The organism is Shewanella gelidii, assembly GCF_014647855.1.
GTDB classification, from domain to species: Bacteria; Pseudomonadota; Gammaproteobacteria; order Enterobacterales; family Shewanellaceae; genus Shewanella; species Shewanella gelidii.
Window position 1 is genome coordinate 39,487 of record NZ_BMPZ01000003.1, and the last position, 21,919, is coordinate 61,405.

Genomic DNA, 21,919 nt, shown 5'->3' on the forward strand with positions numbered 1-21,919 from the left:
TTTCCGTCTAAATGACCTTCATTATTTCAAGATCTGCGGTATTCCTGCGGTCACCAATACAACCCGATCGGCCTGTGCTGCAATATCTTGATGGAGCCATCCAGCTTCATCCACATAACGGCGATTGATTTCTCCAAGGGGGACAACTCCTTGCCCAACTTCATTACTCACCAAGATCAAGTGACCTCGATGCGACTCTATCGCCTGCATCAAACGCGACCTTGCCGGCTGCCAAACCGGTACCATGTCACAGGGTGGCTCTTGCCACAGGGTTTCTTCATTAAATTCTTGCTCAATGACGTGCGATGGTTCGAGTTCCGCCAGCAGCTCATTGCTAAGCCAAAGGCTGAGGCATTCCACTAAAATCACAGTGTCGTCGCTACTGTGTTGCTCGATAGCCTCGGCAAGATTTCGCGGTTGCTCAACGGTTTGCCACGTAATAGTTTGCTCTGCACGTGCAGTTTGATGATGCGCAATACGCTGGCGCATTTCAGCATCGAGACCTTGCGCCGTCGCAATATAAACACATTGAAAATTCGGTTGATTCGACGCTTGCTGAGACTGTACAAGCTGCTGTACGAATGACTCGGCATAACGACTTTTGCCACTACGGGCACCACCTAAAACCAGCGTAATCATGTTGCACTCCAGCACATAAATAAAACGCCATAACAAACGAGTTCACTCACTTGTTGCACAGCGCCAAGGGTGTCCCCTGTAATCCCACCAATTTGCCGCCGCAAGAAGCGAGCTGCAATCCAGCGCACCATTAGCGCACTGAATGCTAATGCCAACACACTCTCGAACGGCTCGAGTCCACCGCGACTGCTCAATATACTCACACCCAAAAAACAAACACTGATACCCGTTAGCACTAACACATAAAGGTCATTTACGGTTTGCGTTTCTGCCAAGGGCTTACTCTTACTCTTGTCGTCATCTTGTACGTAGGGCTCTGAAAAAATAAGGCTTGTCGCCACAACCCGGCTTAATGTGTGTGCAATGATAATGGCCAACATCACATGATCAGGCTTGGGGACATCCCCCCATTGATACCATCCAGAGCTGACAACCGTTGCTTCCGAAAGACCACTGAGCGCCAGTAAGAGTTGCCACTTCAAAATAAGCGCGCTCACTAATGCCAAAGCGCCATAACTCCCAAGGCGAGAGTCCTTCATAATTCTCAACTTATCAGCAACACGCCACCCGCCCCCGAGTCCATCCGCGGTATCTGCAAGCCCATCTTCATGAAAACCACCGGTCACGAACATGCTACAGATCATGGCTAAGATAATGGCAACGCTCGCTGGGAAAATCATCGCTGCGGCCCAATACACCGCCGCACTGATGAAGCCAACAACAAGGCCTACAGCACCAAAATAGCGATTCGCTTGGTTTAGTGCGATTCGATCGACGACCACCCAGCGAGGCATTGGAATCCGAGTAAAAAAACCGAGCGCTACAAAAAACAACATCAATTGCCGATGCCAGCAAACAAGAAAAGCCATACTTACCTCAAAATAAACCCCTATGATCCAGTACCAAATGATCACAGGGGTTGTTCTATTGGCTAAACGATGGGTTTAACCCCGTCGGTTCATCCTCAAAAAGCGTCAAGACGCGCTAATCATCCAGCAACACCGACTCAACATTAGCCTCTTCAAAGGAAGCCATATCATTGTAAAAATTGGCGGCAGCATAGAGCAATGGGAACGCCAATGCCGCACCAGACCCTTCCCCTAATCGCAAACCAAGATTCAGTAAAGGGACGGCGCCAAGATGAGACAGCAACAATTGATGGCCTTTCTCTTCGGATTGATGGGAAAAGATTAAGAAGTCTCGAACATTGGCATCAATTTTTACCGCAAGTAAAGCGGCGACCGAAGCAATAAAGCCGTCCACCACAACCAACATGTTTCGCTGGGCGGCAGCCAACATTGCGCCAGTCATTTGCACAATTTCAAAGCCTCCTACACAGGCCAAAATACTATAGGGATCGGTCAACTCCGAGTGATGCAATAACAAAGCTTGCTCAACAAGCATTTGTTTTCGCTTCAAGGTTTGTGCGTTGATCCCTGTACCTCGGCCAACGCAATCGGCTGGGCTGATATCCAACACTGCAGCCATAATGGCCGATGCAGAGCTAGTATTACCAATTCCCATTTCACCTAAAGCAATCAAGTTGGTGCCGTTTTGATGGTGGCGCTCAATCAGATCATCAGCCATGGCAAAGCCCTGCTTCACTGCGCCAAGTGTCATTGCCGCCCGTTTATGGATAGCGCCAGTGCCTCCCCCTAAACGACTATTGATAATTGAAGGCTCATTAGACAACGGCTGGATAATACCGCAGTCAATCACTTCTAAATCAAGCCCGACTTGCTTACAGAACACATTAATCGCCGCCCCGCCCTGCACAAAATTTTGCAGCATCTGCGCGGTAACTTCACTACCCACCACAGAGACACCAGAGTTGGCAATGCCATGATCCGCGGCAAAAATAAGCATTTGAGGTCGATTAATTTGCACCTGATCAGCCCCCCATACCAAACCCATTTGCATGGCAATGGTTTCAAGCTGGCCAAGGGCGCCAATTGGTTTCGTTTTATTATCGATGCGATGTTGGATCTGCGTTTGTTGCGCGCGATCCACAGGGGTGATTTTAAACATTACAAACTTCCTTTTCGTTAACGTCGCCGACGCCGCAACACAATCAAGAAAAATAAACTGCCAATGACTGAAGTAATAATTCCGACGGGCAATTCCTGATTATCCATAAGGCTGCGGGCGAATACATCCACCCATATCATAAACAATCCACCAGCAATTGCTGTGATCATAATAGGATAGCGGCCAGGGAATAATAATCGAACAATATGGGGGATCATCAAGCCAACAAAACCAATGCCACCACAGTGGGCAACGATAATGGCGGTGATTAATGAACATAACAAGAGCATTGCTAACCGAACCCGAGCCACAGGGATCCCCAGCGTATGTGCGGTCTCATCACCGGCCAGCATGGCCAAGATCTGACGTTTCATTGCCATAATCACCCCGATACCACTCACAACAACGATTGCTGGCATCCATAGGCTCGACCAACTGGCTTTGGCAAAGCTGCCCATACTCCAGAACAGTACCGAAGCTGTGGCTTGTGGCGAGGAAAAATACAAGATCAGGCTCGTCATCGCCCCAAACATAAAAGTAATGGCCACGCCCGAGAGCAACATACGCTCGGTCTGGCTATTCACATTGGTACCGGCCATTCCCAGTACCATCAGTGAAGCCGCACTCGCACCAATAAAAGCCCCTATCGGCACACTGAGCCAACCACCAATACCACTGAGTTCAAGCCCCAATACACTAAGCGCTGACATCGCTATTACAGCGCCCAATGAAGCGCCTGAAGAGATCCCAAATAAAAATGGATCAGCCAATGGATTGCGCGTCACGGTTTGCAAAACACTACCTGAAATTGCAAGACCCGCCCCTGCGATAAAGGCTAAAAGAATTCTCGGCAAACGTAGTTCAAAGACTATCCGCTCGGCAATATTTGAATTATGCGTGCTATCAAACGGCGTCATAAAGCTGTAGGTCGTCAGATAAACTGCACTGTCCTGGCCAACAATAGGGACCAAAAGAATGCGCAGAACTTGGCTCATCGGCAGATCCGCCGCGCCATAACTTGCAGCGACAACCGGGGTGATGATGACCAACAATAGTAAAGCGATAAATAACCAAGCTTGCGCGGATAAAGGAGAAAATATCATCGCCCATGACGAGTGCATCGTTTTTGACTTAGCGGTCGCCGCGTTAGGCATCTCCATGCGACCTCCGCTGACCCGCGGCAATCGCAGCACTTTTCGGCGTAGGCACATTTTTTATCGTTGCCGAAGACGGCTGATAACCATAAAAATACTGTATGGCAGGCTTACCAGTTTGACGATGGGGCTGCACTTCACAACTGACACCAAATGCGCTGGCAATTTGCGTTTGGGTGAGCACTTCCTGTGGCGAGCCATATGCAACGCAATGACCCTGATGCAACAGCAACAAATTATCACAAGTCGCTGCGGCCAAATTTAAGTCATGAATTGAACAGATCACGCTGATCCCGAGGCTACGCACAAGTTCTAAAATTTGGATTTGATAACGAACATCCAAATGATTGGTGGGCTCATCCAAAATCAACACGCTTGGACGTTGAACGATGGCGCGAGCAATCAATGCCCGCTGTTTTTCACCACCAGACAATTTATCATAATCTTGATTCGCTTTATGCTCTAACCCCACTTGCTGCAGGGCTCGTTGAATATGTTGTTTGTCATCTTGATTGGTAAATTCAAACCAGCTTTTGTGTGGGGTTAATCCCATCGCGACCAACTGGCTGGTCGTCATTTCAAAGTGTGCCGGCGTTTCTTGAAGCACGACCGCGACATCACGGGCAAAGGCTCGGCTTGAATAACCGTGAATATCTTGACCAAGCACTGAGATTGAGCCAGAAGTTGGCTCGATATATCGATACAAACAACGCAGTAAACTCGACTTGCCAGCACCATTGGCACCGATGACACCCAGCATCTGTCCTTTGGGTAGACTGAAACTAATATTTGAAAGAATACTTTGCCGCTCGAGCTGCCATGACAAGCCGACGACATCTATCGCATTGACGATCATGTCAGCCTCCCGTTGCCAAGCTTAAATTCGAGTAGTTGAAGCACAAGTTGTTGATGTCGCATCCTAGCGCAATATCGCTCCCTCGCCATTAGCTTGGCTAATAGATCGTGAGTTGTCATATCCGCTCCGCCGAGTTACCCGCTCGGTTGTTGGGCATTCAAATCAAGGTAGGTATCCTGACTTAGAGTACACACTAACAAAGTACTCATCACAGTTGCGGGCACAGCTCAGGCTTCACCTGATTCCCTATTAAGTTTGGGTTTATTTCGCACGATAAATGTGAAATCCCCAACGCCTTGATTCATAAAGTGGGGTTATGTTGCTAAATTTGCATGCTTTAGGCAACCGTATTTGCAACAAACATGAAGCATTCCACCTTCATGCTTGAGGTTTAGTGCGCATTGAGGGCACAAGCGCGCCATTAACCTATTGTTGGCCAATAGAGTTTGGGATGAAGCTGCCCTTGCTCATCGACGAAAATATCAATCTGAATAACACTGGCATAAGCAATTGCGAGCTGACTATAAAATCCTGCACTACGCTGCACAGAGAGCGCCCATGCCATTAAGCAGCGGATCACGCCCCCATGGGTCACCAACAGCACCTTTTCCCCCACATGCTCACTTGCGCATTGCTTAATAAACTCGATGACCCGTTGTTCAAAATCAACCATGGGCTCACCTTGGGGTGGCAAGTGCTTATTTGTCCATGGATCATTCCAAAATTGAGTGAGGGCATCACCGTGCTGTTGATAAAGCGTGTCGAAACCAGCCCCATCCCAATCACCAAAATTTAATTCAGCCAAATTTGGTTGAAGACTTAACTCGGTTACCTGTTGCTGGCAAAACGACTTGGCAAACTCAGCACAGCGTTGCAATGGCGAGCTATAGATATGGTCAAATACAAGGTTGGCATTTAGCGCATGCTCCATTTGTTGCAAGCCTCGACGCGTAAGTGGCACATCCACCTGACCACGCAAGATATCGCCACCTTCACATTCGCCATGACGCAATAACCAGAGCTGTGTTTGCTGAACCTGAATGCTCTCTTTCAACGTCAATGCCCTCCTCTCATACAGCAGATCGCACTGCGAACCTTTAAATGATGACAACTTATCGCATTAAGCTTGCACTTTGCTGTCGTGTCGGTACTATAAACCCAATTACGTATGGACGTCTATACGTTTAAACGTCTGAATGACAAAATCGCATAGATCCGATTAAACCTTAGAGTTAATTCCCTATGCTTGATATAAAGAACGTTTGAGATAAAGAATGCTCAACGAAACGTGCTTGAGAACATAGCGCAATAGAAAAAACTCTGTAATTGCGACCGCCGGTAGGAACACATCTATGACCACTGAAAATCCACTTTTCGCACAACTAGCAAAGCAGCTAAAAGAGCGCATTTTAATGCTCGACGGTGCGATGGGCACCATGATCCAAGCTCACCAGCTAGAAGAAGCGGATTTCCGTGGCGAACGCTTTCAAGACTGGCCTTGCGATGTCAAAGGCAATAACGATCTATTAGTGCTCACCCAACCAGAAATCATTCAGCAGATCCATAAAGCATACCTGCTCGCTGGCGCCGATATTATTGAAACCAACACCTTCAATGCCACGCCAATCGCCATGGCCGACTACGAAATGGAGTCACTGTCTGCCGAAATGAACCGTGAAGGCGCACGCCTTGCGAAAGCTGCTGCGCTTGAAGTCGCCGCAGAAACCGGCCGCACATGCTATGTCGCCGGTGTGTTAGGCCCAACCAACCGCACCTGTTCCATCAGTCCAGACGTGAATGACCCTGGCTTTCGTAACGTCAATTTTGATCAATTGGTCGAAGCTTACACCGAATCAACCCAAGCCCTTATCGAAGGGGGCGCGGATATCATTATGGTGGAAACCATCTTCGATACCCTCAATGCCAAAGCCGCACTGTTTGCTGTTGAGTCTGTTTTTGAACAGCGAGGTGAAAAACTTCCGGTGATGATATCAGGTACCATTACCGATGCATCCGGGCGGACGCTCACAGGCCAAACCACCGAGGCATTCTATAACTCTCTGCGCCACGTGAAGCCCATTTCTATCGGTCTCAATTGCGCCTTAGGCCCCAAAGAGCTGCGACCTTATGTTGAAGAGTTATCGAAAATCTCCGAATGTTTTGTCTCGGCGCACCCCAACGCGGGCTTACCGAACGAATTTGGTGGCTATGATGAGTCACCACAAGAGATGGCCGAGGTCATCGGTCAGTGGGCAGCTGAAGGCTTTTTAAATATTGTTGGCGGTTGCTGCGGTACAACGCCGGAGCATATAAAAGTTATCCGTGACGCCGTCAGCCAACATCAAGCCCGTGTGTTACCCGAGATTCCAGTGGCTTGCCGATTATCTGGGCTGGAGCCGCTTTCAATCGACGCTGACTCACTCTTTTTAAACGTGGGTGAACGAACCAATGTCACGGGCTCGGCACGCTTTTTACGGCTCATTAAAGAGGGTGAATTTGAAACCGCCCTTGATGTCGCTAGAGACCAAGTAGAAAACGGCGCACAAATCATCGATATCAATATGGATGAAGGCATGCTTGATGGTGTTGAGATGATGCAAAAATTCCTCAACCTGATCGCCTCTGAACCCGATATCTCCCGTGTACCCATTATGATCGACTCCTCGAAATGGGAAGTGATTGAAGCCGGTTTGAAGTGTATTCAAGGGAAAGGCATCGTAAACTCGATCTCGCTCAAAGAAGGTGAAGCCACCTTTATTCAACAAGCAAAGTTAGTCAAACGCTATGGCGCAGCAGCCATTATTATGGCCTTTGATGAAGAAGGCCAAGCCGACACCAAAGCCCGCAAAGTTGAGATTTGTACCCGCGCTTACCGCGTCTTGGTCGACAAAGTTGGCTTTGCACCAGAAGACATCATCTTCGACCCAAACATCTTTGCAATTGCGACCGGCATTGAAGAGCACGACAACTACGCGGTCGACTTTATTGAAGCCACCCGTGAAATCAAAAAGACCCTGCCCCACGCGATGGTCTCTGGCGGTGTCTCCAATGTATCGTTCTCATTCCGAGGCAACAATCCGGTACGAGAAGCGATCCACGCCGTATTCCTCTATCACGCGATCCAAGCGGGCATGGATATGGGAATTGTGAATGCTGGCCAGCTCGCTATTTATGATGATATTGACCCAGAGCTCAAACCACGGGTTGAAGATGTTGTACTTAACCGTCCTTGTACGGTGGCAGACTCTAACGGCACAGAGCAGTTACTCGAAGTCGCAGAGAAATTCCGAGGCGACGGCGCTGCTGCGGCCAAAAAAGAAGATCTCGAATGGCGCAGCCTCTCCGTAAACAAACGACTTGAACATGCACTTGTCAAAGGTATTACCGAGTTCATTGACCAAGATACAGAAGAAGCACGCGCCCAAGCCACGCGGCCTCTAGATGTTATTGAAGGGCCGTTAATGGATGGCATGAATGTCGTCGGTGATTTATTTGGCTCGGGCAAGATGTTCTTACCCCAAGTGGTCAAGTCAGCCCGCGTGATGAAAAAAGCGGTCGCCTATCTCAATCCATTTATCGAAGCCGAAAAGCAAGAAGGCCAATCTAACGGTAAAGTGCTCATGGTTACCGTAAAAGGCGATGTGCACGACATCGGCAAAAATATTGTCGGCGTAGTTCTGGCCTGTAACGGCTATGAAGTAATTGATCTTGGGGTCATGGTTCCGGTCGAAAAAATCGTTGAAGTCGCCAAACGCGAACAGGTCGATATCATCGGCATGTCTGGTTTAATTACCCCAAGTCTGGATGAAATGGTGCACAACGTGAAAACCTTCCACCGAGAAGGTTTAACCATTCCATCAATTATTGGTGGCGCGACTTGCTCTAAAATCCATACTGCAGTGAAAATTGCTCCCCATTCACCAGCCGGTGCGATTTACGTGGCCGATGCATCTCGTGCCGTCCCTTTGGTGTCAAAACTGATTAACAATGAAACCCGCCAAGCCACAATTGATGCAGCTTACAACGAATACGACATGCTACGTGAGAAACGTGCAAATCAGAGTAAACGTAAAAAAGTCATCTCCATTGAAGACGCCCGCGCGAATCGTTGCCAACAGGACTGGGACAACTACCAAGCCGTCACCCCTCAGGTACTCGGTCGACAAATATTTGATGATTATCCATTAGAAGATCTATTAGAGCGGATTGATTGGACACCTTTCTTCCGCGCATGGGAACTCCACGGCCACTTCCCGAAAATTTTACAAGACGAAGTCGTTGGTGAAGAGGCACGTAAACTCTACGCCGACGCCCAAGTAATGCTCAAATCCATCATTGAAGAAAAGTGGCTTACCGCAAAAGCGGTGATGGGTCTCTTCCCAGCCAATAGTGTTGGCCACGATGATATCGAAATCTACACTGACGAAAGCCGCACACAAGTCGCTCTCACCACCCATCATCTTCGGATGCAAATTGAGCGCGTTGACAACGATAACTTCTGCCTTGCTGATTTCGTCGCACCCAAGGATTCAGGCGTGGCCGATTATATGGGTGGCTTTGCCGTCACCGCTGGCCACGGCATCGACGAACATATCGCACGCTTTGAGGCAGCCCACGACGACTACAACGCAATTATGCTCAAGGTTCTTGCCGACCGCTTGGCCGAAGCTTTTGCCGAACGGATGCATGAGCGAGTGCGGAAAGAATTTTGGGGCTACGCCAGTGAAGAACAGTTGGAAAATGACGACCTGATCCGCGAGAAGTATAAAGGGATCCGTCCAGCACCGGGTTACCCTGCCTGCCCCGATCACACCGAAAAAGGCTTGCTGTGGGATTTACTCAAACCCGATGAAACCATCGATTTGAAAATCACCGAAAGCTTCGCCATGTATCCAACCGCCGCAGTTTCAGGTTGGTACTTCGCCCACCCACAATCCCGCTACTTTGGCATCACCAACGTCGGCCGTGACCAAGTTGAAGACTATGCCAAACGTAAAGGCATGAGCGTAGAAGAAGCTGAAAAATGGCTCATGCCAGTGTTGGATTATGATGTGGAGTAAACGAACCTACTAAATCAGCATAGTGCTAGCAATAGCCCTATGCTGATTTAGGTTTACACTTTAAAAGAACCTTATACAAACGCCCGTAAGACATGAGTAGTGCCACCAGATAGCGTTTGAGTTGGTGAATTTGCCTCTAGCTCGGAGGCCAAATTTGTTATACCCCTACACTGCAATTTCATCTATTTGCTGCCGCAGGCTTGTTGTATCCATCCCCTATGGGGCGCTACTAGTACTTCCCTGTAAGATTGACGGTGGCAATCCCTGCTCTTCCCACAGAATGATGGATATTGGATATCGAATAACTTTGCTTCTTGGATTAAACAACAGATAGAACCGCCAGTATCCATTAAGCCATTCTGTAAAAGTACCCATTAAAACAGACTGTTATACCCAAAACCTGCGACTACAGCCATCCCAATAATCACCAACAAAAATGCGGCTATCATTTGGTTCTTAAAAATCGACTTCAGTAAAATCACTTCCGTTAAACTTGCGCCAGCACTGCCAATAATCAGCGCCATGACCGCCCCTAATCCCATACCTTTGGCAGCAAGTGCAGCACTGAGAGGAATAACCGCTTCGGCGCGAATATAAAGCGGGATGCCAATAACAGCGGCAACGGGGATCGCCCAAGGGTTGTCACGACTAGCCACACCCGCGACAAACTCTGTTGGCATAAACCCATAAATAACAGAGCCAAGCGCAATGCCTCCCATCAGGTAAGGCAGAACGCCTTTAAAATCTTTCCAAGTAACCAGCCAAATCTGCCACCAAACCGATTGCCTCCAACCACGTTGCACTGGCGCACCAGAACAGCCTGTCGCGCAGCTTTTCGCAACGGGCTCAAGGTAGGCTTCAGACTTGATATATCTATCGAACCCCAACTTTTCTAGTGTCACACCGGCCAATATCGAGACTCCCAAGGCCACGACAAAGTAAAATAACGCAACTTGTAGCCCGAATGTCGCCACAAATAGACCAATAATGATTGGATTTAATAAAGGGCTCGCAAACAAAAATACCATCATGGTGCCAAAGCCCGCATTCGCCCTGAGTAGTCCTTTTAAAAACGGAATTGTTGAACAGGAACAAAATGGCGTTATCGCCCCCAGAAATCCAGCGACTAGGTAACCTTTACCTTGTTTAGCACCAAGAATTTGCTGAATTTTGGCCGGTGGAATATATCTTTGCAGCACGCCGACCAAAAAGCTGATGATTAAAAACAGCAGCGTCAACTCAACAGCCAAGAACACAAACATCTCTAATGTACTTTGCAACATCATATTCTCTTATTTTTTCGGCGCTCAATGGCACCACTACATTTCTAGAATAATGGAAATATAGTTTCATCGATTGGATAAATCAAGATATTTCCAGTAATATCGAAATATAAGTAACATTTGAATCATGTCTCTCGGTACTTGAACTGCAACTGATTAATGAAAATATGAAAAATAACAGTGAAATAGACAAAGAAATTTCAATCATCGCCAAAGCGTTGAAAGAACTTGGCCACACGACCCGATTACGTATCTTCAAGCGTGTCGTGCGTGCTGGCTATCAAGGCATTGCGGTCGGTCAACTGCAGCAACAGCTAGATATTCCGAACTCAACCCTGTCACATCATATCTCTAGCCTGGTCTCGGCAGGCTTACTGTCACAGCGGCGCGAAGGCCGCACCCTCTTCTGCGTCGCCGAATACCAACAGCTAGAAACAGTCATCACCTTTTTGCAAGACGAATGCTGCGCCGATGAAAAATGAATGGATTTAGCTATGCAAGGCAGTCCCGCCGTTAACAATCAACCTGATGACTATCAATATAACGGCGCTTTTTTGGTTTGAGTTGCTGAGTATCCACCAACACTAAACCGTCAATGCAGTTGGCGAAATCAACATCGATGCCAAACTCTAGAAAAGCAACACCGCCGGGCTGACACACTTCCGCATATTGCTTAAACAAGGTCGGCACACTGGCACCAATATTGGCGAGGCTGTGTTTAAGCACTTTAAAATTCTCGCTGTAGTTGTCGCTTATTGTGGCGCTTAAATTATCACTAGAACTATCGCTGCGATACAGGGCATCCAGCGCCTGTTGCTGTGCAGGCGTTAATCGAAACGGCAAATTGGCTTCAGCCATCTTGTCATTGCTTACCTCTTTTAAGTCAGCCGATTCATGCCCACCATTAGCACCCAAAGTTGCGCCGTAGGCGAATTGGGTTTGATAGAAGTGCACCAGCATATTCTTCGCATTAGCCGGCAGTTGATTGCTGATCGTGACCGGGCCAAATAGATAACGATACTGTGGGTTCTTAGCCAGAAAAGCCCCAATGCCATACCAGAGATAATCTAAACTGCGCTTGCCCCAATATTTGGGCTGAACAAAGCTGCGCCCTAGCTCTAGTCCCTGTTCAAAATAGGGCGCAAATTCTTTGGCATAGGTAAATAGCGATTGACTATAAAGCTGCTCTGGCCCTTGTTGTCGATGCACCCCGGCGGCGCAAGCAAAACGGTAAGCACCAACAATCTCAAGGTCGTCTTGATCCCAAAGCACCAAATGCTGATAGTAGCGATCGTATTTATCGGTATCACGGCGCAACCCAATGCCCTCACCTACGGCGCGAAAAGCGATTTCTCTCAACCGGCCAATCTCGCGCATGATTGGGTTACTTGCGGTGTGCTGGTACAGATAAATTTGCTTATTGTCTTGGGTTTGCCCTAATAGCTCACATTGCTTGAGTGCCGCGATTAAATCCACTTTCGACTCTGGGTGGGCGATTGCTTTTTGGGTCGTAAACAGGCCACTGCGATTTTTGCCGATGCGATACAGGTGATTACGCAGCAACTTAACATTAGTTTTGAGTGGAAAGTGATTGCTCGCTACCGCCTCATTGGGGATCAGCTCACCGATACGTACGCCAATGGTGTTCTGCGCTTGCTTAAACATCTCCTTGACCAACAACAAGGTTGCTAACGGCTTGTATATCATTGAGGCGCCATAAAAGGCCGCAGAGTTTTTGGCATCCACATAAATTGGTAACAATGGGGCATCACAGGCCATAGCCATTTTTAAAAAGCCGCTTTGCCACTCTGTATCACGAATACCATTGGGGCGCAGCCTAGAGACCTCACCGGAAGGGAAAATCAACACAACCCCTTCTTGCTGCAAGTGTTTGTGAATATTGGCCAAGTGCTGCTTTGGCGTCCCGCCCGTCATATTGCGCACCGGCAGCAACATAGGATGCAGCGGCGGTATGTTCATCAATAGCTCATTGGCGACCACTTTGACATCTGAGCGTACTTCACTAATCAGTTTAATCAACGCCAAACCATCGAGTGAGCCGATGGGGTGATTGGCAAAGATCACCAGCCGCCCTTCCACCGGAATATTGGCAACCTCTTGATCTGGTACTAAGTAGCTAAAATTAAACTCGGCCAATACCTGCTCTACAAAATCTATACCTTCAAGATGAGCAAACGAGTCTGCAATTTGATTGCACTCTTGCTCGTGCAATAGATATTTAAGCGCCGCCTTAGTCGGCTTTGCTAGCCAGGGGGTTTGATTCACGCGCGGTAGGTTTTCTGCAACAACTTTTTCAACAGTAAACATAGAGGCCAGTCTCCGACTCACTTGCACTCAACCGAAGATGAATTGAGCAAGCTTGATTGACGATAGCCACAGCCTAATGAGCCGATTTAACTGCAATGTGAAATTTTAATGGCAATTTGATGACAAGGGGACAAAATGAGAAGGGACTGATGAATGCTATCTAGATTCGCCAACGGCATAGCGATGAGGAAATTGATGCCCATTTGCCGTACTGCATCGGGTCAAAACTTGCTTTACCGCACACATTTGATCGAACGTTCAATTAGACAATCTTGTTTTATGCGTTACATCAACTTTTTTACATAAACTAAGTTTAATCTGAAACTGTGTGGTACAGAAGATCTAAAACCCCTTGAGCTTGTTATCGCTTATGGCAGATCTAAGGATAGAGATTGTCGAACTTAATCAACTTTTTCGCCGAAGGCTTCATTTTAGCTGGAGCACTGGTACTTGCCATCGCCATCTATCCCATCTCTCTGCTATACACGCGTTTACCCACTGGCAAAATTCGCAATGCTTGGTTTTTTTTAGGTGTACTCATTGTCGCTTTTATCGGTGGCTATATTGCCTACTGGTTGCAACATCAAGGGAAACTGGTTCATGTTGACGCTTTAAGTGTGCCAGTCATTTTCTTCTTCGGCGCCGTCTTTGTACTATTGGTAAATACTTTGTCAGTGAAAACAGCCCGTGATATTCGGCAGATTTACACACTACAACAAGAGAATATTACCGACCCGTTAATGGGCATTTTCAACCGCCGTTATTTAGATAAACGCATTAGCGATGAAGTATGGCGCTCAAAAAAATATCGCCAACCCCTTTCGATTTTTATTGTTGATATTGATCATTTTAAACAAGTGAATGATACCTACGGCCACCCCATTGGTGACGAAGTGCTCAAACGCTTTGCTCAACTCGTGAAAAACTCGCTTCGCGAGTCCGATATTGTTGCCCGTTACGGCGGAGAAGAACTGATTGTTATTTTACCAAGAACCAAAAGTGAACGTGGCGCGCAATTGGCAGAACGTCTGCGGCTCAGTATTGCTGAGCACCTGATGGAAATTGCCAGTCAATGTGGCGAAAAATCCCATGAGATGCAACTCACCGCCAGTATTGGTGTCGCAGGATTAACTCACAATATCGTGGATCACACTTGTTTGATTGAACGTGCAGATCAAGCGCTCTACCAAGCCAAACAACAAGGCCGGAATCTTGTGGTCCACCATCAAGAACAACAGTCACAGCGAGTCTGAAGTCTGAAAGTCAAGGAAAACCATTGAGCGGGTATCGAGTGAAATGAGCGACAAAGCGATAAAAGTGCTGCTTGCGATAGGTGTATCTTTGGCAGGCCTATACGCAGGTTATTTCTATATTTTGCCCAGCGTAACCGTCATCAATCAATCCAGCGCACAGACATTACAAACTTTCGTGTACCTTCCCCATAGCCGAATGGATTTTGGGGCGATCCAAAGCCGGGCTCAAAACCAAATCTACTATGATTTAACCCAGGTGGATGGGGTATACCGATATCATTTCACATTTGCCAATGGTCAGGAACGCGAAGGCCAGTGTGGTTACCTCACATCAAGTGAAATAAATAAACGCCAAGTCATTGAGATCACGTCTGATTTACATATCCAATGTAAGTAAAGTGTTGTGATAGCGATGCAGCAGTCATTTCATCACGATAAAAACAGCCCCTAAAAGTACCAAGCCAACTGTAATTGCGCACTGACTTGCTGGCCAATGTGTAACGGTGAATCAGTTTGCAAATCAAGCGGGACACCGGCCAACTCGAGCCCACCAAACTCAGTGCCTATTGGGCCTACCGGTACATTGAGCGAAAACAGCAATTGCAAGTTTTGCTGGATATCATGCTGACTGACAAGTTGTAGCAATGCAGAATGATCCGACAGGTTAACCAATGCCGTTGGTGTGATTAACCAAAGCGGGGTTAGCTCCATAGTGACACTTGCCGCAACATAGTGACGGCCGAGGCTATAAAGTTCGCCTCGAGCCAAACGGCTCAGAAGCGCGGGATTGGCAACGAGTTGCTCGGGACTATACTCACCATCAGCTTGGCCAAAACCATTGTAAAAATATTCGAGACTGCCATTCATATTGAAGCCCCCTCCTGTTTGCAGAGGTTGCCACAGCCAAGAGTAAGACAAGTTGCTCACCAAACTCGCTACATTTTCCGCGGGCAATTCTTCAGCCGCTAATGTCGGGCTTGCTTGCAGAGTTGTGGGAATTTGGGTAGCAGCAACATGCGTCAGCATTATATCCGTCCGCCATAATGCGTCGCCTAAACTCTGCGTCAACCCCACTGCAGCAATATAGTCGCGAAAATGTTCGGCGAGGAGAAAATCCACCTCAATAGGTTCGTCAACCGGTTGGCCCAACCAGTCTGGCTGCCAAAACAAATGGTATTTGGCCGCGATTGAGTCATGCTCAGCATTAACCTTGCCCAGCAGATCACGCCTGACCACCCACACCATTTGCAAATCATCGCCATCTTGCGTGAGATACTGACCATAGAGCATGTCATCGCCACTTTTATACTCGGTATCCACTTGCGTTGGCGAAAATGGGTTAAAGATATCCATGGGGTTATACATAAGACCATTGCCCCAGCTAATCGCTTGCCGCCCAAGCTTTACAACCCATTGATCATCGATATAGGCAAGATTGGCTCTATCAAGGCGATGGACCCATTGATGCCGCTCCCCTTGCGACAAGGTATGAGTAAAATCAAATAAGCGCCGATCATCATTCAAAATGCCTGGGATGAACAATCCACTTATGGGGTCATTTGCTGCCTCGACAAATCGTCGGCTCAGTTCAACCTCATCGCCAACTTGGCTGAGAAGTTGATAATCAACTTCCACACTAAACTGCTGCCTCGATGCCGTGAAGTTCAGCCGAGTGTCACTATTCAAGGAAGCTTGCTCTTGAAAACCAAGCGGCTGATAGACGCTACCATCGCGGTAGGCTTGATAACGCCCCTGACCTTTTAGATGTCCACGCCAGTCAATTTGGATGTCTTTGCTGGACGCCGCATTCGCGGTTTCAGCCATATTTTGTGCTTGAGCAAAGGATGGCATTGGCGACAGTAACAATACCCACGCCCCCAGCAAAAAAAGCGATAAAATCGAGTTCCTATAAGTCATCATGGATTGGCAAATACGACGCATTAACATGGTTAGAAATCCTGCTCCTGATGCGAAGCCGTCAAAGGGTCGCCACCGCGTAATGCGTGCTGGCTCCCACTGGATATTTCATCGGAGATAATTTTGCCATCTTGCATACGGATCTGCCGACGTGCAAAGCCCATAATCCGCGTATCATGGGTCGCAAGCACTAATGTGACTTGATGTTTACGGTTCAAATTTTCAAGCAGCTGCATCAGGTTTTCGGCGGTGGCACTGTCTAAATTGGCTGTAGGCTCATCCGCAAGAATAAGTGCGGGCTCACTGACTAATGCCCGCGCGACAGCCACCCGTTGTTGCTGGCCACCCGATAACTCTGCAGGCAATCGCGTCTCCATGCCTTCAAGTCCAACTTCTTTAAGAATGGCTTTGGCGCGCTGGTCGCGCTCTTGCGAGTCAACCCCTTGAATTTGCATCACAAACTCGACATTTTCTTGCGCACTCAAAACCGGAATTAAATTATAAGACTGAAAAACAAAGCCGATGCGACGCAAGCGTAAGTCAGCAAGCTCACTCGCCCCCATTTGCGAAATCACATCACCATCAATCTCGATTGTGCCTTCATCTGGCGTATGTAAGCCGCCAAGTGCATTGAGTAAAGTTGTTTTTCCCGATCCTGATGGTCCCGACAGGCACACAAACTCACCTTTTTCGATGGATAGGCTGACGTCATCTAGTCCCTTGATTTGGGTTTCCCCTTGAACAAAGGTTTTGCGTAATTTGCGACAAGTAACTTTAATCATAATCGTGACTCTTTCCCTTAATCTTGCGCTCATCGCGACTTCGACAGTAGATAGCTGCTTTTCTCGCCGAGCGTTGCCGACACCCCTTCATGGCCAGACGAGTCTGACCGTCATCATTCAATGCTTATTGAGCGCTACGATAGGGTCGTAGTGAGCAGCGCGCCAAGCTGGATACAAGCTCGTGAGTAGCCCCAAAACAATGACCACAACATTGGCCAGTAGCATGTCTGAATACTGTAAAACGGGATAGAGCACAGCTTTGGCACCAAACATCGCCATACCTTCCGCAACTGCGGTCACATCAATCCCATCTTGAATTGCAGCGATGGATAACAACGAGCAAATGTTACCTGCCGCAAGCCCAAGCAATAGCAACAGCAGAGATTCAATCAAGATCATCCGCATCACGCCGCTACTCCTCATTCCCAATGCCTGCATTAAACCAATTTCTCGCACCCGTTCAAAAACCGCCATAATCAAGGTATTCATTAAACCAAAAGACAGGGCAAGAAAAATTACCACGATCCACACCAGCACAAAGCCATCCATCATCTCTAACATTGCACTTAAATACGCATCCACTTGCCGCCATGATTCAACTTTCATATCCGCTGGACTGGCATTGGCTATATGGCTGAGCAAGGCTTGATTATCCCGATAGCCATCACCATTGATTGCGATTTCTGACACCTGCCCCTTTAACCCCACCATCGACTGGATCAAACGGCGATCGCTATATACATACATCTCTTCAAATCCGGGAATATCAGATTGATAGAGACCGACAATACGGAACCCTCGATCCACAATGGTGTTGTCGATATCTTGGGTCATCACCACAATGCGTTTGCCTAAGCGGGTTTCAAGCTTTTGCGCCAACTTGACACCGATGACAATACCTTTTGCGGCTTTTTGTGCTTGTACATCGACTGCAAGCTCCTCCTCGGTTAACGAAGGTAAAAACTGGCCTTGGGTGATATGGCTGATATCAAAGCTAAGATTTAATTCTGCTGCGGCATCGACACCAAGCAACATGACTCCTCGAGTTTCACGCTCACTAGAAATCACTGCAGGCACTTTGACTCGCATGGCCCATGCGTCCACTTGAGGGTGGTTTAGGGCATCCAGCAACGTACCTTGAGGCTCGGCGATACTATTGGCGACACTGGGGTCATCTAAGTAATTGGGGTGATGGATTTGGACATGACCGGGCAAAGCGCGAATGCCATCTTTTAGCATGCCGTCGACCATACCGCGCATCATGGCTGTCATAAACACCATCGCCCAAACCCCAAGGCCAATGGCGAGTAGCATAATGAGCGTGCGGCGATAGTTACGCCAGAGGTTGCGCCACGCAAGCGTAAAAGCAATCGTTAATGAGGAGACGTTCATTACACTGCCCTCATTGCTGAAATTGGATCGAGCTTGCGAATTTTAAGCGCTGGATAGATCGCCGCAATAATTGATGCAATCATGACAAAAATAGGGCCGATAAAGGTGGCGAACCAAGTAACATCAGGGTAGAAACGCTCAGGTAAATTAAACTTCGCAGCCATCTCCTCCATTCCGGGATAGTAAAAGCCAACCACGTGATAATACTGGGTGAGCATTGCCCCTAAAATGGCCCCCAGTAGCATGCCGAGAGTGGCCATCATGGTGGTTTCTAGGAATATCAGCTTCACAAGGCGCCACGGCTTTAGCCCAAGGGCCATCATCGTGCCAAATTCGCGGGTACGCTCTAACACAGACATGAGCTGGGTATTCATTACTGAAAATGCCACCAGCAAAATCAAAACACCATACATAAAAGCGGCGCTCGATAAATCCGCTTGAATGGCTTGACGGATCCCCGGCTGCAAAGCATCCCAATCGCGAACCTGCAAGGACTCATCTGGGCGCTGCTGCGCCAACAGCTCTGCAATGGTGGCATTGAGCTGTGTTAGCTCCAAAGGTGTTGGGGTATTGAGTACCACGTAACTTGCGCGATTTTCACTGGCAAAAAGGTGCTGAAAATAGTCGAGCGGCAGTTGTATCATGGTGCGATCCAGTGCCGGTAAAGAAGAGTTAAATATTCCCACAACAGTTGCGACGCCGGCGGCAAAAGAGCCATCGCGACCAGAGCCGAGCAACGTGAGTTCATCGCCAAGACCAACCTTAAGGTTTCTAGCCAAAACCTTACCGAGCACCACCTCAGCTACGGGGTCTTCATTTTGTTTGGAAGATGACGCTTGTAAATAGCGTCCTTCTATAATCAGCCCTGGTATGGTTGAAACGAGAGGCTCACTCTGAGGCTCAACCCCCACGACTTGAACGCCATATGAGCGTGAGGCACTAGATACGAGCGCAAAGGTCACACCGCGACTTGATATCGTCTCAAGATCTGTGGCCTGTTTTAGTGTGTTGACTAACCCTTGGGGGTGCACAATGTCATCGCGAAACTTGGGGTTCTCAAGGTAATCTTGATGCTGAATTTGGATCTGGCCACTAAATAATCCAAGCGCGTTGTCAATCATCATTTGATAAGAGCCAAGTTGCAAAGACAGCATTAAAACCAACAGCACATTTGAAAACACCATCGCAGCGACGGTAATCCATGTGCGTTTTTTATGACGCCATAAATTGCGCCATGCGAGCCGTAATTCAATATTCATCGCCACGACCTTGCTGTTTCCTTGAAGCGTTAGCGCCGAGGGTTACGTAAATTAGACAAAGTAAAAATTTGTGGACTCAGTGCAACATCAAACGCCACTTGATGTGTCACCATTTCCGTCCATTGATCCGGTGTTGCCACCTTCGCCATGCGCAAACGACTGGCCACGGCACGACCTCCCATCGGTCGAATTTCACTGGCAACCATCACTTTTATCAATTCACCATCTTGATCCCAAAATTCGTGACGTTTCACCACAAAGTCATCTCGAACCTGCAGGACTTCTTTCCCCCAAACCACTGCAGCATCTTCAAGGGGAATCGACTCAATGACGTAAACTTGATGCTCACCTTCACGCAAGGTTTCAATGAGTCGGTGCTGATACTGGTCAACAATATCTGTTGATTTACCGATGTCTTTATTTGAAAAGTCGCTGCCCATCCAACCTTGGCTCATCATTGAAGACGGAATTTTGATCACTCGATTTATCTTCGGGGCGAAACTCCACATACTGTTATCTTTAATCAGTGTGGCGTTCCCGACATCCTTTTTAGGTGCAGTGACCCGAACTAACGACAGTTTGTCGCCTTGGGTCCAAGCTCGCATCGTCATCGTGCGCTGCCAATCGGGCCGGTGAATGATCATGCTCATGGTGGACTCGGAACTCACGCCCCGCCATTGCTCCATCGACTGATGCACAATCTGCTTGGCCGTGAGCTCGGCACTTTGTAGGCCGGTAGTCGTGAACAGAAGTAAGCTTGCTAATAATGCCAACATTGGGTGTTGCATATCGCCGCCTTTATCAGTGATTCCACCGCCAATATCGGGTGGGAGTCACTACAGCATATCGCTAATTCAACAGCAAAAACATAGCTATTTGTTAATTTGAATTCAGTTCTGAAGACTCGATTGTAATCTGATGTGTCAAAGATGAACTTCTGATAAGAGGCACAAAAAACAATGCAAGTGCGCAGGTCACTTGCATTGGATTAGTGATTAAATAGTCGATGGCGTTACCATCTGTGCATGGGCACGAGTCTGTTGATATTTGGGACTTGCTTCGGAGTCACAATTAACCGGTCTGATAAGACTTTAAATGACGCCCACCATCCACATTGAAACAGCGACCGGTCACATAACGGCTACCCAACAAGTAGTTTACCAACTCCATAATTTCTGTTTGACTGGCCTCTACCGGCAATAAATTCTTCGCTAACATTTTGCGCTTATGGGTTTCACTATCATCCTCATTAAACATGATTAATGCGGGTGCAATCGAATTTACTTTCACCTGAGGAGCTAAGCGCGCAGCAAAAGAGAGCGTCATATTATGGAGTGCTGCTTTGCTCGCTGCATAGGCAACATGACTATCACAGCCTTTCTTCGCGACGAAGTCGGTTAAATGAATAATGTCAGCAGCACCAACATCACCTTCTGATTCGCGATCACAACTGACTTGTTGATCATAACCTTTCAAGCGATCGGCCAAAGCCAAGTTGATTTGGTAAGGCGCGCTCACGTTCACCTTCATCATCCGATCGATGGTATTGGGATCTTCGACCTCATCATCCGCAATACAATCTGAAGCATTATGGATAATGGCTCTAAGATAGGGATATTTGCCTTTGATTGAGTCGATCATGGCAAGGATTTGCTCATCTGAAACCAAATCACACTGATATAAGTCAACACCTAATTGATCTAGCTCTGCTACGGCTGAATATTCAGTACGATAACTACCGATAACTTTATAACCGGCCTCGACGAGGTATTTTGCCAAAGCGAATCCTATCCGCTTTCCAACTCCAGTAATTAAAATTGGACTTTCCATAACGCTCCCTTCTTATTTGCCAAGTTGAGTCACTCACAACACGACAGATACTGGCTAAGTGACTGCTGGGAAATGTTTTCTGTTGAATTATTTCTTCAACGGCTATAGCAAAGTTAGCATAAATCCTCGGCAATTAAG

Annotated in this window: 18 protein-coding genes and 1 riboswitch; of the genes, 4 read left to right on the forward strand and 14 right to left on the reverse strand. The window is 47.7% G+C overall.

The window, feature by feature from the left end; translation table 11 throughout:
* Positions 1-21: 21 nt before the first annotated feature.
* The 6 genes from cobU to IEY18_RS07175 form a co-directional block, all read right to left on the reverse strand.
* A complete protein-coding gene (gene cobU, locus IEY18_RS07150; RefSeq protein ID WP_188919292.1) occupies positions 22-639 on the reverse strand; it encodes a bifunctional adenosylcobinamide kinase/adenosylcobinamide-phosphate guanylyltransferase in 618 nt (205 codons plus the stop codon).
* Positions 636-1,508 (reverse strand): adenosylcobinamide-GDP ribazoletransferase, encoded by an 873-nt coding sequence (locus IEY18_RS07155; protein WP_188919294.1) that lies wholly within the window; start codon positions 1,506-1,508, stop codon positions 636-638. Before IEY18_RS07155 ends, cobU begins: the two co-directional genes overlap by 4 nt.
* 115 nt (positions 1,509-1,623) lie before the next feature.
* Positions 1,624-2,667, reverse strand: coding sequence for a nicotinate-nucleotide--dimethylbenzimidazole phosphoribosyltransferase (gene cobT, locus IEY18_RS07160; RefSeq protein WP_188919296.1), 1,044 nt, complete (start codon positions 2,665-2,667; stop codon positions 1,624-1,626).
* A 17-nt stretch (positions 2,668-2,684) separates the two neighbouring features.
* Positions 2,685-3,827, reverse strand: coding sequence for a FecCD family ABC transporter permease (locus IEY18_RS07165; protein WP_229779772.1), 1,143 nt, complete (start codon positions 3,825-3,827; stop codon positions 2,685-2,687).
* Positions 3,814-4,677 carry an ABC transporter ATP-binding protein gene (locus IEY18_RS07170; protein WP_188919298.1) on the reverse strand — a complete coding sequence of 288 codons (864 nt, stop codon included), beginning with the start codon at positions 4,675-4,677 and terminating at the stop codon, positions 3,814-3,816. Before IEY18_RS07170 ends, IEY18_RS07165 begins: the two co-directional genes overlap by 14 nt.
* 149 nt (positions 4,678-4,826) lie before the next feature.
* Positions 4,827-4,986: riboswitch (cobalamin riboswitch) on the reverse strand.
* 112 nt (positions 4,987-5,098) lie between these two features.
* Positions 5,099-5,737 (reverse strand): histidine phosphatase family protein, encoded by a 639-nt coding sequence (locus tag IEY18_RS07175; protein WP_229779773.1) that lies wholly within the window; start codon positions 5,735-5,737, stop codon positions 5,099-5,101.
* A 292-nt stretch (positions 5,738-6,029) separates the two neighbouring features.
* Between IEY18_RS07175 and metH the strand changes: the two genes are divergently transcribed.
* A complete protein-coding gene (metH, locus tag IEY18_RS07180) occupies positions 6,030-9,737 on the forward strand; it encodes a methionine synthase (RefSeq protein ID WP_188919300.1) in 3,708 nt (1,235 codons plus the stop codon).
* 374 nt (positions 9,738-10,111) lie between these two features.
* Here the strand turns inward: metH and IEY18_RS07185 are convergent, their stop codons facing one another.
* Positions 10,112-11,020: a permease gene (locus IEY18_RS07185; protein ID WP_188919302.1), complete on the reverse strand. Its 909-nt coding sequence runs from the start codon at positions 11,018-11,020 to the stop codon at positions 10,112-10,114.
* 167 nt (positions 11,021-11,187) lie between these two features.
* Here IEY18_RS07185 and IEY18_RS07190 point away from each other — a divergent pair, with 167 nt between their 5' ends.
* The gene (locus tag IEY18_RS07190) at positions 11,188-11,502 is read left to right on the forward strand and encodes an ArsR/SmtB family transcription factor (protein WP_188919304.1); all 315 of its coding nucleotides are present in this window, start codon (positions 11,188-11,190) and stop codon (positions 11,500-11,502) included.
* 31 nt (positions 11,503-11,533) lie between these two features.
* On the opposite strand, the gene olsF is transcribed toward IEY18_RS07190, so the two are convergent.
* Positions 11,534-13,348, reverse strand: coding sequence for a bifunctional ornithine lipid synthase OlsF (gene olsF, locus IEY18_RS07195; protein ID WP_188919306.1), 1,815 nt, complete (start codon positions 13,346-13,348; stop codon positions 11,534-11,536).
* Between the two features lie 392 nt (positions 13,349-13,740).
* Here olsF and IEY18_RS07200 point away from each other — a divergent pair, with 392 nt between their 5' ends.
* Positions 13,741-14,601 carry a GGDEF domain-containing protein gene (locus IEY18_RS07200; RefSeq protein WP_188919308.1) on the forward strand — a complete coding sequence of 287 codons (861 nt, stop codon included), beginning with the start codon at positions 13,741-13,743 and terminating at the stop codon, positions 14,599-14,601.
* A 43-nt stretch (positions 14,602-14,644) separates the two neighbouring features.
* Positions 14,645-14,998 carry a hypothetical protein gene (locus IEY18_RS07205; protein ID WP_188919310.1) on the forward strand — a complete coding sequence of 118 codons (354 nt, stop codon included), beginning with the start codon at positions 14,645-14,647 and terminating at the stop codon, positions 14,996-14,998.
* A gap of 50 nt (positions 14,999-15,048) precedes the next feature.
* Here the strand turns inward: IEY18_RS07205 and IEY18_RS07210 are convergent, their stop codons facing one another.
* From IEY18_RS07210 to folM, 6 genes are all read right to left on the reverse strand, one after another.
* Positions 15,049-16,548 (reverse strand): hypothetical protein, encoded by a 1,500-nt coding sequence (locus tag IEY18_RS07210; protein WP_188919311.1) that lies wholly within the window; start codon positions 16,546-16,548, stop codon positions 15,049-15,051.
* Between the two features lie 2 nt (positions 16,549-16,550).
* Positions 16,551-17,300: an ABC transporter ATP-binding protein gene (locus IEY18_RS07215; RefSeq protein ID WP_188919313.1), complete on the reverse strand. Its 750-nt coding sequence runs from the start codon at positions 17,298-17,300 to the stop codon at positions 16,551-16,553.
* Between the two features lie 117 nt (positions 17,301-17,417).
* Entirely contained in the window at positions 17,418-18,692 is a 1,275-nt protein-coding gene (locus tag IEY18_RS07220; protein WP_188919315.1) for an ABC transporter permease, read from the reverse strand.
* Positions 18,692-19,951 (reverse strand): ABC transporter permease, encoded by a 1,260-nt coding sequence (locus IEY18_RS07225; RefSeq protein WP_188919317.1) that lies wholly within the window; start codon positions 19,949-19,951, stop codon positions 18,692-18,694. The genes IEY18_RS07220 and IEY18_RS07225 overlap by 1 nt, the downstream gene beginning before the upstream one ends.
* Positions 19,952-19,980: 29 nt before the next feature.
* Positions 19,981-20,739 carry an outer membrane lipoprotein-sorting protein gene (locus IEY18_RS07230; protein WP_229779774.1) on the reverse strand — a complete coding sequence of 253 codons (759 nt, stop codon included), beginning with the start codon at positions 20,737-20,739 and terminating at the stop codon, positions 19,981-19,983.
* Between the two features lie 283 nt (positions 20,740-21,022).
* On the reverse strand, positions 21,023-21,781 hold the full coding sequence (gene folM / locus IEY18_RS07235; RefSeq protein ID WP_188919319.1) for a dihydromonapterin reductase: 759 nt from the start codon (positions 21,779-21,781) through the stop codon (positions 21,023-21,025).
* Between the last annotated feature and the right edge of the window lie 138 nt (positions 21,782-21,919).